The organism is Pseudomonas frederiksbergensis (assembly GCF_900105495.1).
Classification (GTDB): domain Bacteria; phylum Pseudomonadota; class Gammaproteobacteria; order Pseudomonadales; family Pseudomonadaceae; genus Aquipseudomonas; species Aquipseudomonas frederiksbergensis.
Genome location: NZ_FNTF01000002.1, coordinates 2,720,534 through 2,732,690 on the forward strand (window position 1 = coordinate 2,720,534; position 12,157 = coordinate 2,732,690).

At 60.0% G+C, this 12,157-nt stretch carries 12 protein-coding genes; 7 read left to right on the forward strand and 5 right to left on the reverse strand.

Translation table 11 applies throughout. The features are described from left to right. The first annotated feature begins 102 nt into the window (after positions 1 to 102). The 4 genes from recQ (at position 103) to BLW70_RS12760 (ending at position 5,010) form a co-directional block, all read left to right on the forward strand. Entirely contained in the window at positions 103 to 2,229 is a 2,127-nt protein-coding gene (gene recQ / locus BLW70_RS12745) for a DNA helicase RecQ (RefSeq protein ID WP_074874437.1), read from the forward strand. Positions 2,230 to 2,348: 119 nt separating this feature from the next. Beyond that, positions 2,349 to 2,783 carry a MarR family transcriptional regulator gene (locus tag BLW70_RS12750; protein ID WP_074874439.1) on the forward strand — a complete coding sequence of 145 codons (435 nt, stop codon included), beginning with the start codon at positions 2,349 to 2,351 and terminating at the stop codon, positions 2,781 to 2,783. Positions 2,784 to 2,911: 128 nt separating this feature from the next. Further along, positions 2,912 to 4,690 (forward strand): type IV pilus assembly protein FimV, encoded by a 1,779-nt coding sequence (locus BLW70_RS12755; RefSeq protein ID WP_074880532.1) that lies wholly within the window; start codon positions 2,912 to 2,914, stop codon positions 4,688 to 4,690. Positions 4,691 to 4,722: 32 nt separating this feature from the next. Beyond that, positions 4,723 to 5,010 carry an Rdx family protein gene (locus BLW70_RS12760; protein WP_033055915.1) on the forward strand — a complete coding sequence of 96 codons (288 nt, stop codon included), beginning with the start codon at positions 4,723 to 4,725 and terminating at the stop codon, positions 5,008 to 5,010. Here BLW70_RS12760 and BLW70_RS12765 read toward each other — a convergent pair. Further along, positions 5,004 to 5,897: a DMT family transporter gene (locus tag BLW70_RS12765; protein WP_074874441.1), complete on the reverse strand. Its 894-nt coding sequence runs from the start codon at positions 5,895 to 5,897 to the stop codon at positions 5,004 to 5,006. The two genes, BLW70_RS12760 and BLW70_RS12765, sit on opposite strands and share 7 nt — an antisense overlap. 32 nt (positions 5,898 to 5,929) lie before the next feature. Beyond that, positions 5,930 to 6,736 (reverse strand): helix-turn-helix transcriptional regulator, encoded by an 807-nt coding sequence (locus BLW70_RS12770; RefSeq protein ID WP_074874443.1) that lies wholly within the window; start codon positions 6,734 to 6,736, stop codon positions 5,930 to 5,932. A 128-nt stretch (positions 6,737 to 6,864) separates the two neighbouring features. On the opposite strand from BLW70_RS12770, the gene BLW70_RS12775 reads away from it, so the two are divergent. Beyond that, complete coding sequence (locus BLW70_RS12775) at positions 6,865 to 7,680, forward strand: UDP-2,3-diacylglucosamine diphosphatase (RefSeq protein WP_008156147.1); 816 nt, start codon at positions 6,865 to 6,867, stop codon at positions 7,678 to 7,680. A gap of 167 nt (positions 7,681 to 7,847) precedes the next feature. Here the strand turns inward: BLW70_RS12775 and BLW70_RS12780 are convergent, their stop codons facing one another. Beyond that, on the reverse strand, positions 7,848 to 8,438 hold the full coding sequence (locus tag BLW70_RS12780; RefSeq protein ID WP_074874445.1) for an HD domain-containing protein: 591 nt from the start codon (positions 8,436 to 8,438) through the stop codon (positions 7,848 to 7,850). A 27-nt stretch (positions 8,439 to 8,465) separates the two neighbouring features. Beyond that, a complete protein-coding gene (locus BLW70_RS12785; RefSeq protein WP_074874447.1) occupies positions 8,466 to 8,777 on the reverse strand; it encodes an Mpo1-like protein in 312 nt (103 codons plus the stop codon). A gap of 161 nt (positions 8,778 to 8,938) precedes the next feature. Between BLW70_RS12785 and BLW70_RS12790 the strand changes: the two genes are divergently transcribed. After that, the gene (locus tag BLW70_RS12790; protein WP_207250574.1) at positions 8,939 to 10,000 is read left to right on the forward strand and encodes an AraC family transcriptional regulator; all 1,062 of its coding nucleotides are present in this window, start codon (positions 8,939 to 8,941) and stop codon (positions 9,998 to 10,000) included. Here the strand turns inward: BLW70_RS12790 and BLW70_RS12795 are convergent. Continuing rightward, complete coding sequence (locus BLW70_RS12795; protein WP_074874451.1) at positions 9,957 to 11,411, reverse strand: TrkH family potassium uptake protein; 1,455 nt, start codon at positions 11,409 to 11,411, stop codon at positions 9,957 to 9,959. The two genes, BLW70_RS12790 and BLW70_RS12795, sit on opposite strands and share 44 nt — an antisense overlap. A gap of 122 nt (positions 11,412 to 11,533) precedes the next feature. Here BLW70_RS12795 and BLW70_RS12800 point away from each other — a divergent pair, with 122 nt between their 5' ends. Beyond that, positions 11,534 to 12,097 (forward strand): NAD(P)H nitroreductase, encoded by a 564-nt coding sequence (locus BLW70_RS12800; protein ID WP_074874453.1) that lies wholly within the window; start codon positions 11,534 to 11,536, stop codon positions 12,095 to 12,097. The last annotated feature ends 60 nt before the right edge of the window (positions 12,098 to 12,157 follow it).

A 12,157-nucleotide genomic window follows, 5' to 3' on the forward strand; every position in this document is an offset into this window, starting at 1 on the left:
AAATGTGAAGCGTCATGCAATGCGCACTTACGATTTGTCGGTGCAGCCTTCGTGGTTCTGAACCAGCCTTGCAGGGATGTTTTTGTGATTTTTGGAGTTTCTATGCTCGAACAGGCTCAACGCGTCCTCAAGGACATCTTCGGCTACGACAGTTTCCGTGGCCGTCAGGGTGCAATCATTGAGCGCGTGGCCAGTGGCGGCGACGCCCTGGTGCTGATGCCTACCGGTGGCGGCAAGTCCTTGTGCTTTCAGGTGCCGGCGCTGTTGCGCGAAGGCCTGGCGGTGGTGGTGTCGCCGCTGATCGCCCTGATGGACGACCAGGTCGCCACCCTCGAAGAGCTGGGCGTCGCGGCGGCGGCATTGAACTCCACGCTCAGCGCCGAGCAGCAGCGCGATCTGGCGGCACGGATCAAGCGCGGTGAAGTGAAAATGCTTTATCTCGCGCCCGAGCGTCTGGTTCAGCCACGGATGCTGGCGTTCCTGCAAAGTCTTGAAATTTCCCTGTTCGCCATCGACGAAGCCCACTGCGTGTCCCAATGGGGTCACGACTTCCGCCGCGAATACCTGCAATTGGGCCAGTTGGCGGAATTGTTCCCCAACGTCCCACGTATCGCCCTGACCGCGACCGCCGACAAGCGAACCCGGGAAGAAATCGTCGACCGCCTTCATCTTCAGGATGCCGAGCGTTTCCTGTCGAGTTTCGACCGCCCCAACATCTTCTATCGCATCGTGCCCAAAGAGCAGCCGCGCAAGCAGTTGCTGGCGTTCCTCGCCGAGCGGCGCAGCGATGCCGGTATCGTCTATTGCCTGTCGCGCAAAAAGGTTGATGAGGTAGCGGTGTTCCTCAGCGAGCAAGGTTTCCCGGCGCTGCCTTACCATGCCGGTCTGCCTAATGACACGCGGGCCCATCACCAGAAGCGCTTCCTCAATGAGGAAGGCCTGGTCATGGTGGCCACCGTGGCGTTCGGCATGGGCATCGACAAGCCCAACGTGCGCTTCGTCGCTCACCTCGATTTGCCAAAATCCCTAGAGGCTTACTACCAGGAAACCGGTCGCGGCGGCCGTGACGGTCTGCCGGCGGATGCCTGGATGGCCTACGGCCTGCAAGACGTGGTGATGCTCAAGCAGATGTTGCAGAACTCCGAAGGTGACGAGCGCCACAAGCGTCTGGAGCAGCACAAGCTCGACGCCATGCTCTCGCTCTGCGAAGAAACCCGCTGCCGTCGCCAGACGTTGCTGGCCTATTTTGACGAAGACATGCCCGAACCCTGCGGCCATTGCGACAACTGCGTCGATGGCGTGCAGACCTGGGACGCCACCGAGCCGGCCCGTCAGGCGCTGTCGGCGATCTACCGCACCGGCCAGCGCTATGGCGTCGGCCATCTGGTTGACGTGTTGCTGGGCAAGGACAATGAAAAGATTCGCAGCTTCGGTCATCAGCATTTGTCGGTATACGGTGTAGGCAAAGCGATGGGGGAGAGCGAATGGCGCTCCTTGTTCCGACAACTTGTTGCCCGTGGTCTGGCGGACATCGACCTGGAAGGCTACGGCGGCCTGCGCCTGAGCGACAGCTGTCGACCGCTGCTCAAGGGCGAAGTGACCCTGGAGCTGCGTCGCGACCTGAAGCCGCAAACCACGGCCAAAAGCAGCAAGAGCCAGGCGAGCCAACTGGTTCGCGGCGAAGAGCGCGAACAGTGGGAAGCCTTGCGCGCCCTGCGTCGAAAACTCGCCGAAGAGCATGGCGTGCCGCCGTACGTCATCTTCCCCGACTCGACACTGTTGGAAATGCTCCGCAGCCAACCGACCTCGCTGGCGGAAATGGCCACGGTCAGTGGCGTTGGCGCGCGCAAGCTGGAGCGCTACGGCGAGGCCTTCCTCGAAGTGCTCGGCGGGCAAGTCGAGGCACCGAAAGTGGTGGCCGACCTGCGCCACGAACTGATCACCCTGGCCCGAGCCGGTATGACCCCGTTGCAGATCGCCGGTCAGCTGCAATGCTCGGAAAAGAACGTCTACACCCTGCTCGCCGAAGCGATTGGCAAGCAGCAGTTGTCGCTGGAGCAAGCGCTGGATCTGCCTGAAGAGTTGATGGGCGAAATCCAGGATGCGTTCCTCGACGGCGAAGGCGAATTGCCGCCTGTGTCGGAGATTGCCGCACTGTTCGCCGGGAGAGTACCGGAAGGCGTTTTGTACTGTGTTCGGGCGGCGCTGCAATCCGAATTCGAGATTTAGGTGATCTGCCACATAGATGTAACGATTCAGTACAGGGCAAGCCTTGCCTATGGCCAAGGGTCATGCTTAGCTGACTAATAATTAGTTTTTCTTTATTTCAGTCTAATCATGAGTGTTTTATGCCGTTAACCGAACAACACCGCTTTGGCATGCAACTGGCCCAGATGTCGCGTGGCTGGCGTGCCGAACTGGACCGCCGCCTGGCTGGCCTGGGTCTGTCCCAGGCGCGCTGGCTGGTGCTGCTGCACCTGGCGCGTTTTGATGATGCGCCGACTCAACGTGAACTGGCGCAGAGCGTCGGGGTTGAGGGGCCGACCCTGGCTCGTCTGCTCGACAGCCTCGAAAGCCAGGGGCTGGTGCAACGTCAATCGGTGCTGGAAGACCGTCGGGCAAAAAAAATCGTCCTCTGTGCCCCGGCTCTTCCCTTGATCGAACAAATTGAAACCATTGCCACCCAACTGCGCCACGAATTGTTCGATGGCGTCGATGAGGCAGACTTGAAGGTCTGCATGCGGGTCCACGGGCACATTCTGGCCAACCTGGAAAAATCTTGAGGCATAAACGCCCCCAGGACTTTTGAGATACCCCGTTGGGCAGACTATAAAGAACTACTTGGCAATATCGTGTTCGTACCGGATGTGCGAACGCGTACAAGATGGTTCTGGTTATCTAAGGGATGCTCATGCTCGATAGTTGGCACGTGGCTTTACGGTGTTGCGCCAGGCTGTTTCTGGTCGGTGGCGCTGTCACTTACTCGGCATTGGCGCCCGCGTTGGGCTTGGGTGAAATCACCCTGCATTCGGCGTTGAATCAGCCGTTGCGCGCCGACATCGCACTGGAAGATGCCGCAGGTCTGGCGGAGGGGGAGTTCTCGGTCAGCCTGGCGACAGCGGATGAATTCAGTCGCGCCGGCATCGATCGGGTGTTCTTCCTCAATAATCTGAAATTCACGCCGATCCTGCGCGGCAACCGCAGCCTGATCCGGGTGAGCTCCAGCAAACCGGTCAATGAGCCTTTCCTGAATTTCCTGGTGCAGCTCAATCAACCCAATGGGCGGGTGCTGCGCGAATACACGGTGCTGATCGATCCGCCGGGTACGCCGGGGATTGTCCCCGTGACTGACGAACCGGTTACCGACGTTCAGTCCTCCGGATTCCCGACAGTTGCGCCGGCCGCTGAGAAGCCACCTGCGACAAAAAGCAAAAAGCCACCACCGCCTCCTGTCGCCGCGCCGATGAGTGATCCCGTCGCCGAACAACTGGCCGCCAGCGTGCTGCAAAATCAGCAGCTGCAAGCAAGCATCGATGAACTGACTGCGAAGCTTCAGGCCCAGGAAGAGCTGGTCGCCGGTCAGAAAAAGCAGGTGACGGAACTGCAAACCCAATTGGCGGAAATCACGACCGCAGCGGCGGAGCCAGTTGCTCCCGCCGTTGTGGCTCCCGCGCCGGCCATTGTTGAAGAGCCTGAGGCGACTAACTGGGGGCTGATTGTCGGGTTGCTGGCGGTGGCGGTTCTGGTGTTGCTGGGGGTGTTCGTTCGGCGTCAACGACAACAGGTTCAGGCATTGCCTGACGCCCTGCCTGTTTTACCGTCACGCCATGAACCGGTACTTGATCGAACTGCAGAACCGGTTGCCCAATCGTCAACGGTGCAACCGGCAACTGAATCGGGCGAAGAGTCGCCCGCAGGCGATGTGCTTGAAGGGGTCGAAATCTACCTGGCCTATGGCCGTTTTTCCGAAGCAGCCGGTTTGTTGCGTGAGGCGCTGATCAAGGAGCCGCAACGCACGGACCTTGCCGTTCAGCTGTTGGAAGTCTTGGGTAAACAGGGTGACGCACCCGCCTATGAAGCACAGGAAAACAACCTGCGTGACGCCGGATACGACCTGCAAGAACTTCAGACTATTCGCGCCCGACACCCGAAATTGAGCAGTGCGGCACCGTTGGCCGTTGCAGCGTCAATGACTCCCCCCAAGGCTGCGATTGCCGAAGCGGCGCCCAACGATGAGTTCCAGTTGAACCTGGATGACCTGTCAATGGATTCGAGCTGGGACCTGATCAGCCCTTTTGAGCACTCGCCGTCCGCCGCGAAACCATCGAGCGAATCCGCCCCGGTCGAGCCGCCTTTTGTCTCGAACCTGCACGTCTTGCCCGAGGTGTTTGAAATGCCCGACGAGCCGATAATGGACGAGCCCGAACTTGAATGGGTCGCCGAGCCTGACTCGCAGTCTCTGGATGACGCCTTTCTCAACGAGTTCAGCGATCCCGGCCAGTCGCTGGAACTGGAACCTCTGAATCTGGAGCCGGCTGAACCGAGCAGCGCCGACAAACTCGAACAAGCCCAGACCTGCATTGATGACGGCGATGTGAACAGCGCCATCGAACTGCTCAACGAGTTGCTCGAGGAAGGCAACGAGCCGCTTAAGCAGACAGCCCGGAACCTGCTCGCCGGGCTATCATAGCGGCGCCCTCTGGCTCAGGAGTTTCGCCGATCATGACTGCACGCAAACCGGAAATCATCATCACCTATTGCACGCAATGCCAGTGGCTGTTGCGTGCTGCCTGGCTGGCCCAGGAACTGCTCAGCACGTTTGGCGACGACCTCGGCAAAGTGTCGCTGGTGCCCGGCACCGGTGGGGTGTTTCACATTTTCTGTGACGACGTGCAGATCTGGGAGCGCAAGGCTGACGGCGGTTTCCCGGAAGCCAAAGTGCTGAAGCAGCGGGTCCGCGATCAAATTGATCCGGACCGCGACCTGGGGCACAACGATCGCACTCAGTGAGAAGCGACTTCTGCCGCAACATTCTTCTTGCTTGACGCGCCCGAGAGGCGGCTGGAGACCACGATCGCCACGATGATCAATGCGCCACCGATCAACATGCGTAGCGTCGGATTTTCATCAAACAGCAGCCAGGCCATGGTGATGCCGTAAACCGGCTCCAGGGCGAAAACCACGGCGGCGGTCCGCGCCTTGATCACTGCCAGACTGGCGACGAAAAGACTGTGAGCGACGCCAGTGCAGAACACCCCGAGCAAACCGATCCACAACCAGTCGATGGTGCGCACTTCGCTTAACTGCGGTGCCGCCAACGGCAACAGGCACAACGCGACCACCACGTTCTGACACAACGCAGCCTGCACCGCCGGGATTCGCCCGGAGCTGGCGCGGTTGGTTAGCGATAGCAGAGAGAACAGCAAACCTGAGCCCACCGCCCACAGCAGACCCATTGTGGCGCCGCTGGCCAGATCGAAATCAGGGGTGACCAATACCAGCCCGATACTGACCAGCACCACCAGCAGGATTTCGTTGGCGCGAATTCGCTCGCGGAAGATCAGTCCTTCAAGGATTACGGTAAACGCCGGGAAGCTGGCGAACCCCAAGGTCGCGATCGCCACGCCTGCGACTTTTACCGCAATGAAAAAACTTACCCAATGCCCGGCCAGCAGTAAGCCGCTGAGCAACAGTCGGCGCCAGTCCACTGCCTCGAGTTTCTGCCAGCGAGTCGCACTGGCGAATCGTGCAAAAACGGCTAATGCCAGCACGGCGAACGCGGCACGCCCGAAAACGATGACGGCGGGAGAGGCGGCAGCCAGTTTGCCGAAGACACCGGTCAGGCCGAACATCAATGCGCCAATATGCAAAGCGCCGAGGGCGGTACGGGGAGTCATTGCAATCCTTGAAAAACGTATAAAACCAGGCCCTACATTGAACCGCGCAACGTCCCGTTGTGTCTGTCGCCAGACTCGCGTCCTTTGTCGCCAACCTCGCGCCGCAATTTTCCAGGCGATGCCCCAAACTCCCGCAACACCGCCGCCGCGAAGGCGCTCTGGGAACTGTAACCGACCCGACTGGCAATCTCGCCGATCGGCAGCGCCGAATCCCGCAACAAGCCCACGGCCATGTGCAAACGTCGACTGCGGATGTAATCCATCGGCGTCTGCCCGCATTCCGTAACGAACCGCGCATGCAGGCGAGCGCTGGACAGACCGGCGATACGCGCCAGGTCGGCGACTTGAAGTGGGTAGGCTGCGTACTGATCGATGTGCGCATTCAGCGCCGCATACGGCAGTCGCCGACCGCCGATGATCTCTGGCCTGGCGTTGTTGAGGCTGGCCAGCAACAACACCGCGCCTTGTTGCGCGATCAGTGGATCGTTGACCTGACTGCCCGCCAACCAACTGACCAATTGGCTTTGCCCTGCATCCAGCGGCAAGCGACCGGCGTGGTCGAGCAAGCGACGGCTGGCCTCGGCGTGATCACCCAGGGACTGAACAACCCATTGGTCATTGGGCACATCCAGCACCAGGCAACGGCTGCCATTGGCACTACCGCAGGCGTGATGGAAACCGGACGGCACTACCACGAAACTCTGCTGGACCACCTGACTGCCACGTCCGTCAACCTCGAAATCCAGCGCACCCGACAACCCGAACACCAGTTGCGCGTGGTCGTGACTGTGGACGATCAGGTCGTGGGTGTATTGGCGAAGCGTGAGGATCGGTCTCATCGCGGGTCTCTTGGTCAAGGTGCGGCCAGTCTACACCGGCCGGGTGCTGTCACAGGACTGACTCGCCACTGTCATAGGCAGTTAACCCGTGCGGCGCAAGCTTGCAAAAACTATCCAGAGGGTTGCCCATGACCAGCGCCGAGCTCGCCAAACCCAGTCGTAAGCAACGTGTGCGAACCTTGTGGATTTCCGATGTGCATCTGGGCACCCGGGATTGCCAGGCCGAACACCTGTCGCAGTTTCTCAAGGGCTATCACGCGGACAAGATCTACCTGGTCGGCGACATCATCGATGGCTGGAAGCTGCGCGGCGGCATGTACTGGCCTCAGGCGCATACGAATGTGATCCGCCGCTTGCTGACCATGAGCAAGCGTGGCACCGAAGTAATCTACGTCACCGGCAACCACGACGAATTCCTGCGCCGCTATTCGAAGCTGATTCTGGGCAATATCCAACTGGTGGATGAAGCCGTGCACGTGACCGCCGATGGTCGCCATCTCCTGGTCATTCATGGCGACCAGTTTGACGTGATCACGAGGTATCACCGCTGGCTGGCCTTTCTCGGCGATTCGGCCTACGAATTCACCCTGACCCTCAACCGCTGGCTCAACCATTGGCGCGCACGCTATGGCTACGGTTACTGGTCGCTGTCGGCGTATCTCAAGCACAAGGTCAAAACCGCGGTCAGCTTCATCAGCGATTTCGAAGAAGCCATCGCTCACGAGTGCGTCAAGCGCGAGTTGCACGGCGTGGTGTGCGGGCACATCCACCATGCCGAGATACGCAAGGTCGGCGGGGTGGATTACCTCAATTGCGGGGATTGGGTGGAGTCTTGCACCGCGCTGATCGAGCATTGGGATGGCTCGATCGAGTTGTATCGATTGGCGGATGCGCAGGCGCGGGAGGCCGAGTTGAAGGCCATCAAAATCGCTGAACCGGCGTAAACCAGAGGTTTAGCCTTTGTGGCGAGGGGGCTTGCCCCCGTTGGGGCGCGAAGCGACCCCAAAACCATTCATCCCGGTTGTATCGGGTAGACCGTATTTGTCGGTTTTTACGACTGCTGCGCAGCCGAACGGGGGCAAGCCCCCTCGCCACAGTTCCCTTACATTCTTCAGGCCGACGAATGTTCTTCCATCGCCGCCTTGTAAATCGAGTGCTTGGGCTGCGCAAACAACCGTTCCATCATCGGTTCAAAGAAGCTCAGCGGCAGCGTGTCATACGCCGGATCAAACGCCGCTGCGTCGTATTTGGCGCAAAACTCAATGGTCGCCTGATACTGCGGATGCCCGCTGAATTGCTCGCGCAGATGCCGATCCATCCCTAGATGATGGAAGAAGTAATACCCCTGGAAAATGCCGTGCTTCTCGACCATCCACAGGTTCTCGGCGCTGACGAACGGCTTGAGGATTGCCGCCGCGATGTCCGGGTGGTTGTAGGAGCCCAAGGTGTCGCCGATGTCGTGAAGCAGCGCACAGACCACGTATTCTTCATCGCGGCCATCGCGCCAGGCACGGCTGGCGGTTTGCAGGGAATGGGTCAGACGATCCACCGGGAAGCCGCCGAAATCACCTGCCAGTAATTTCAGGTGCGCCACAATCCGTGTCGGCAATTGCCTCGCATAGGCACTGAAATCTGCGGCGATGATCGCCCAGTCTTCCTGCGTGCCGTCCTGCATGTGGGTGAAACGGGCATTGGCATTCATCGGCTGTCCTCCTGTGGTTCGTTGGGCCTAGAACGGCACGCGACCCAGAATCATGTCCCGGTACATGACGAAATCACCGAGCAGGCTGTAAAACGGATGTTGAAAGGTCGCGGGGCGGTTCTTCTCGAAAAAGAAATGTCCGGCCCAGGCGAAGCTGTAACCCGCCAGCGGAAGGACCCATAACAGCAGCCAGGCGCCACTGCCGATGGTCAGGGCCAGGATGAAAATAACCAGCGTCGTGCCGATAAAGTGCATTCGTCGGCAAGTGCTGTTGCTGTGTTCGCTGAGGTAATACGGGTAGAACTCAGCGAAGCTATTGAAACGCTTAATGTTTTCCACGACTGCGATCTCTGTGGTGATCGAACTGACATGCAAGATGTTCTGCGGGTAGCTTATTTGAGTCTAGAGTGATCATTGGCATCAGCCAGTGACAATAGGCGCCACTTTAGTATCCTTCGGAAATTGGCCGTAGCATGCGGCTCATCATGTAAGTGGACGACATGAGCGAACGAACGACTTCTGCAAGCTGGGCGATGGGGATTGTCAAAGCACTGGAGATGGACGGCCTGGATTGCCGGGTGCTGTTCAAACAGCTGGGGCTCGATTACGCGGCACTGGATGATCCGGACGCGCGCTTCCCGCAAGATTCCATGACACGACTGTGGCAGCGCGCGGTTGAGCTGTCCGGCAACCCGGCGATTGGCCTGAACATGGGCAAGGTGGTGCGACCGGCCTCCTTCCATGTGGCGGGCTACGCCTTGATGTCCAGCCAGACCCTGGCCGAAGGCTTTCAACGGCTGGTGCGTTATCAGCGGATCATTGCGGAAAGTGCCGACCTGAGTTTCCGATTGTTGGAAGAAGGCTACGCGCTGATTCTGACGGTCCACGGCGACCATCTGCCGCCGACCCGGCAGAGTGCCGAAGCGTCACTGGCTTGTGCCCTGGCGCTGTGCGGCTGGTTGACCGGACGTACCCTGCAACCACGCAAGGTGCTGGTGCAGGGCGATGAACCCGTCGATATCGAGCCCTACAAACAAGCCTTCCATGCGCCTTTGGTGTTTAACGCACCGTATGACGCCTTGATCTTCGAACGCGCTGACATGGAGGCGCCGTTGCCTACCGCCAATGAGGCGATGGCGCTGTTGCACGACCGGTTTGCCGGTGAATACCTGGCGCGGTTTTCCGAGAGTCGCGTAACCCACAAGGCGCGGCAGGTGCTGTGCCGTTTGCTGCCCCAGGGCGAGCCCAAGCGCGATACCGTGGCGCAGACGCTACACCTGTCGCAACGCACCTTGCAGCGACGTTTGCAGGAAGAGGGCACGAGTTTTCAGACGTTGCTGGACGACACCCGGCGTGAACTGGCCGAGCAATACCTGGCGCAGCCGACCATGACCCTGCTGGAAATTGCCTACCTGTTGGGGTTCGCCGATCCGAGCAACTTCTTCCGCGCCTTCCGGCGCTGGTTCGACACCACCCCCGGCGAGTACCGGACGCGGTTGATGGGCGCGCCTGCGCCTGTCAGTGACGCCAGAACGCCGGAATACACAGAACAAACACCGTAATGATTTCGAGTCGGCCCAGTAGCATGCCGAACGAGAGAATCCACTTGGCGGCGTCCGGCAGGGTGGCGAAGTTGCCCGCCGGGCCAATGGTCTCGCCCAGTCCCGGACCAACGCCGGACACTGTGGCGGCCGCGCCGGTGAGGGCGGTCATCCAGTCCACGCCGAGCAGCGACAACAGCAGCGCGATCACGCAGATGGTGATGGCGAAGAAGAACGAAAAGGTCAGAATCGAGCGCACGATCTCTTCATCGAGACGGTGACCGTTGTACTTCTGCTTGATCACCGCGCGCGGGTGAATCAACTGGTTAAGGTTGGCCTTGAGCAGAATGTATGCAACCTGGAAGCGGAAAATCTTGATCCCGCCAGCGGTCGAGCCCGAGCAACCGCCGATAAAGCCCAGGTAGAAGAACAGCATCAGCGAGAAATTGCCCCAGAGGCTGTAGTCCCCCAGCGCAAATCCTGTGGTCGTGACCACCGAGGTCACGTTCAGCGCCACATGCCGTAATGCCTCCAGCCAATGCAACTGGGTGGTCCACCAATACCAGGTGCCGAGCACCAGCCAGGTCACCAGCAACATGCCGAGCAAGCCTTGAACCTGCTCATCCTTGATCAGTGCTTTGCGGTTACCGCGCAAGGTCGCTACATACAGGGTGAACGGCAGGGCACCAAGAATCATGATAACGATCGCGACCCAATGCACTGCAGGCTCCGGCCACTTGGCCAAAGACTGGTCGGAGGTCGAGAAACCACCGGTGGAAATCGCTGACATCGCGTGGTTGATCGCGTCGAACGGACTCATCCCGGCCCACCAGAACGCCAGGCTGCCGAAAATGGTGATGCCGACGTAGGCCGCAACGATCAAACGCGCCACCATGTGCGAACGGGGCATGACTTTTTCGGAACGGTCTGACGACTCGGTCTGAAACAGCCGCATGCCGCCGATGCGCAGCAATGGCAGAATCGCTACCGCCATGCCGATAAAGCCGATGCCGCCGATCCAGTGCAGCAACGAGCGCCACATCAGGATGCCGGGAGACATGTTGTCCAGGCCCGTGAGCACCGTCGCCCCGGTGGCGGTAATCCCGGACATGCTTTCGAAGAACGAGTCGGTATAGCTGATGTGCTGTGTCAGCAGGAACGGCAGCGCGGCGAAGATGCACACCACCAGCCAGCTGCTGACCGTCAGCAGGTACATGTCTCGCGGGCGCAGGTGTACATGTTCCGGGCGACCGGGGATGACCAGCGTGAGGCCCGCGAGAAAGGTAATCATGCTCGCCCAGAGGAACGACGGCAGGTCGCCGGTGCGGTCGAACACCACCAGCGTGCCCATGGGCACGACCATGGCGATGGCCAGGGTGATCAGGAAGATGCCGATGATGAAACCAATGAGACGTAAGGTCGGCAACGCCATGAAGTCCGCTCGGGCTGAAATAGGGAAGGGCGCCATTCTACCTGTGGCGCCTGCCATGTAAACCGGCGCCGCCTGCGCAGTTGCAGCTAGAATAGCCAAACATTTTTTTCAGGAGGTGGCCGATGCAGGCTCTCGACGCTTTGCTCAACCGTGTTTCCGTTCCACGACTGATAGAACCGGCGCCCACCGCAGAACAGCGGGAAGTGCTGTTTGGCGCCGCAATGCGAGCACCAGACCATGGCCACTTGCAGCCTTGGCGTTTCCTGACCGTCGAAGGCGCGGCGCGCGAGCAAATGGGCGAGTTGCTGGCCGAGGCGGCGAAGCAGCAGGACAGTGAAGTGTCCGAGGCGGTATTGGACAAGGCGCGTAACGGTCCGCTGCGCGCGCCACTGGTGGTGGTGGTGATCGCGCGATTGCAGGATCACGTCAAGTATCCGAAGTCCGAACAACGGCTGGCGGCGGGGTGTGCCGCTCACGGGATTTTGCTGGCGGCTTATGCGCAAGGGATTGGCGCGGTATGGCGCACGGGCGAACTGGCGTATTCGGAACATGTGGCCAAGGGCTTGGGCCTGGCTGAAGGGGAAGAAGTGATCGCGTTCCTTTACCTCGGCACGCCGCAGAAGGAGCCGCGCGTAGCGGAGAAAGTCGACCTGGCCGAATTCGTCAGCGCCTGGCCAGCCGCGTAAGGATCGTTCCCACGCTCTGCGTGGGAATGCCTCAAGGGACGCTCCGCGTTCCAATGGGAC

What these genes read in the sequence shown, in the direction of transcription:
- recQ (WP_074874437.1), top strand. Translation starts at nt 103, where the DNA reads ATGCTCGAACAGGCTCAACGCGTCCTCAAGGACATCTTCGGCTACGAC.
- BLW70_RS12750 (WP_074874439.1), top strand. Translation starts at nt 2,349, where the DNA reads ATGCCGTTAACCGAACAACACCGCTTTGGCATGCAACTGGCCCAGATG.
- BLW70_RS12755 (WP_074880532.1), top strand. Translation starts at nt 2,912, where the DNA reads ATGCTCGATAGTTGGCACGTGGCTTTACGGTGTTGCGCCAGGCTGTTT.
- BLW70_RS12760 (WP_033055915.1), top strand. Translation starts at nt 4,723, where the DNA reads ATGACTGCACGCAAACCGGAAATCATCATCACCTATTGCACGCAATGC.
- BLW70_RS12765 (WP_074874441.1), bottom strand. Translation starts at nt 5,897, where the DNA reads ATGACTCCCCGTACCGCCCTCGGCGCTTTGCATATTGGCGCATTGATG.
- BLW70_RS12770 (WP_074874443.1), bottom strand. Translation starts at nt 6,736, where the DNA reads ATGAGACCGATCCTCACGCTTCGCCAATACACCCACGACCTGATCGTC.
- BLW70_RS12775 (WP_008156147.1), top strand. Translation starts at nt 6,865, where the DNA reads ATGACCAGCGCCGAGCTCGCCAAACCCAGTCGTAAGCAACGTGTGCGA.
- BLW70_RS12780 (WP_074874445.1), bottom strand. Translation starts at nt 8,438, where the DNA reads ATGAATGCCAATGCCCGTTTCACCCACATGCAGGACGGCACGCAGGAA.
- BLW70_RS12790 (WP_207250574.1), top strand. Translation starts at nt 8,939, where the DNA reads ATGAGCGAACGAACGACTTCTGCAAGCTGGGCGATGGGGATTGTCAAA.
- BLW70_RS12795 (WP_074874451.1), bottom strand. Translation starts at nt 11,411, where the DNA reads ATGGCGTTGCCGACCTTACGTCTCATTGGTTTCATCATCGGCATCTTC.
- BLW70_RS12800 (WP_074874453.1), top strand. Translation starts at nt 11,534, where the DNA reads ATGCAGGCTCTCGACGCTTTGCTCAACCGTGTTTCCGTTCCACGACTG.